The organism is Flavobacterium arabinosi (genome assembly GCF_048158725.1).
Lineage (GTDB): Bacteria > Bacteroidota > Bacteroidia > Flavobacteriales > Flavobacteriaceae > Flavobacterium > Flavobacterium arabinosi.
On record NZ_JBLNKX010000019.1, the window covers coordinates 1 to 2760 of the forward strand.

The 2760-nt window shown below is 32.7% G+C and carries 1 protein-coding gene; it reads right to left on the reverse strand.

Annotated elements, in window-relative coordinates; genetic code table 11:
• On the reverse strand, window positions 1-2242 hold a 2242-nt coding region (locus ACM55K_RS17405), incomplete at its 3' end, for a hypothetical protein (protein WP_416851601.1).
• Window positions 2243-2760: the final 518 nt, after the last annotated feature.

Genomic DNA, 2760 nt, shown 5'->3' on the forward strand with positions numbered 1-2760 from the left:
AAGCCTGGTATACTGAACCATTCAAACTATACTCTGCTCCAGTTTGTGTTGTTATTACAATACTTCCTGATGGTGTCCCACAAGTTGGTTGAACTACGCTAGCTGTTGTTGGAACTATTGGGGGAATCGGCAACGCATTAATTGTTGTTACTGATGCCGATGAAGTTACACAAGTATTATCTGCTACATTTCTAACATACAAAGTAAAAATATTTGGAGCCAATCCTGTGAAGGTATTTGAAGCCTGGTATACTGAACCATTCAAACTATACTCTGCTCCAGTTTGTGTTGTTATTACAATACTTCCTGATGGCACCCCACAAGTTGGTTGAACTACGCTAGCTGTTGTTGGAACTACTGGAGGATTCGGAATAGCATTAATTGTTATGGCTGACGCAGATGAAGTTACACAACTATTATCTGCTACATTTCTAACATACAAAGTAAAATTATTTGGAGTCAATCCTGTGAAGGTATTAGAAACCTGATATGTTGTGCCATTCAAACTATATTCCACTCCTGTTTGCGAAGTTATCGTAATACTTCCTGATGGCCTTGCACACATCGGCTGGGTAACACTCGCTGTGGTAGGAGCAATCGGAGGAGTCGGGATTGGATTAACTAAAATAGTAGTTGTTGATAAAACAACACAAGTATTGTCTAATTTATTTCTAACATACAACGTATAATTGCCTGGAGCCAGTCCTGAAAACTCATTAGAATCTTGATAAACTAAACCATCTATACTATACTCTACACCTGGTTGTATAGCTACAATAATAGTACCAGATTGCAAAGCACATGTAGGCTGTATTACACTAACCGCTGTTGGAACAGAAACAAAATTCATCATAATACTTGTCTCTGAATAACAAGGCGTTAATGCAGCTGAAGAAACTACTACCGGATTTGGATCTTTCAAATTATAATCTGTTGAACCTATCCCATAATTTAAATTACTAGTTCTTTCTGGACTTAAAAAAGAATTGGTAACTGTTTGACTACCGTCTTCTCTATCATTCATAGTTAAAGCAAAAAACTTAATATCACCTGTGGTATAACCAATTAGAGATTTTAAAACTTCAACTTCAAAACCTAGATTATAATCATTAATACCTATATTATTTTTATCAACACCCATTATAGATGAAGGAAATCCTGTAGCAGCACTTCCTAAATAGGTTTTAATAGAAGTTCCTGTTTTTAATTCTACAACATTCGCATAATAATTAGTTTCTCCAATATCTGTCGAAATAACTAGACAATAATCCGCTTGAAAATACGAATCGAATGTACTAGGATTATTATTAAAAAGATTAAAAGACCTAACTAAAGGATCTAAACCTGCTTCATCACCATAATTTGAAATATTAAAACCCCCTGGTTTTGTGTCTAGAAATAACAATAAACTTCTATTATTTTGAACTTTACCTGCAACACCTAAAACCATTTTATCCTCAGAAGCACTAATTTTTAGTGAATTAATATATCCAGTTGACGCATCAGCTGATAATGGTGCTGAAAGAAGATTATCTTCTAAAGATCCCGTTCCCCATGTTTTTTCAGTAATAACTCCATCCATACTTACCGCGTATCTTGTTCGCACCCTTACAACTTGCCCGTCAGTTAAAGTGTTAGTTATAAATGTTTTACTTGCAGACATACCCTGCATTACAACACCATCAACAGAGAATTCAAACAAATCAGCTCCACCGAAGGCTGTAAAAGTAACAGACGTTCCTAAACACAATGGACTTGTAGTATTATTTACTGGAGAAGCTGTTAAAGTAACTGCTGGAGGTGCAAAATAAACTGATGCTACAACTGGTACACGTGTACTGGCATCACTTCCAGATCGGCTACGTACGTAGTACGTTTTAGTTGTAATAATACTTGGACTATAAACAGTCCCGATATATATTGGACTTACTGATGTTTGAGATATGAACCACTCAATAGTTTCAGAACTATTATTACCGAAGGCATAAACATTAACTTGCACTGGGCTAATACCATCTCCGCAAGAACTACCTGCAGTTGTTGAAGGGGGAGATAAAAGAGCAATAGTTCTTGAAACCTTCGATGTTTTCTTATATTTTTTTATTGTATCTGAAGAAACAATCGTTGTTACTAATTCAAAATTTACATTACAGGTATTTACAACATCAACCAAATTTTTTGCACTTAATTTATTACCCAATAACAAATGAAATAGTAAAAATAAAAGTAATTTATTTTTCATAAAATGAATTTTATTGTTAATAGTTATAAATAAACGATTAATAATTTAAAAAATAAAAGTAGGTATTTATTTCGAGAGAGAGAATCAAAATTTAATAAAACTTTAACTAAGTTGCCAATTTATTACTAAATTTTTCAAGGAAAAATATAATTATAAGACAAATCTCTATAATACAATTAACTAAATATTATTCAATAATTTTTTTATTTTGTTTAATTTTAAAAAAATCTAAAAACAAAAAATACTTGATTTAATAAAAGAATATGTATTTACTAAATATTATCTGTTATAATTGATACGAATTAGGATCGTTAAACAAATCAAAAAATCCTTAAATTTGAGGTATTCCGTATCACATTACAGTGATCCTAAATCTGTTTTTGAGTTGCGCGAAGATGACTCATCAAAATTCAGTTAAAATCAAAAAAATCCTCATCAAATGAATGATGAGGATTTAATAGAATCTGAAACGGGTTCAGCTTAAAGAAAGGCGACGAACCGAGGCTGAAAGCCGAACA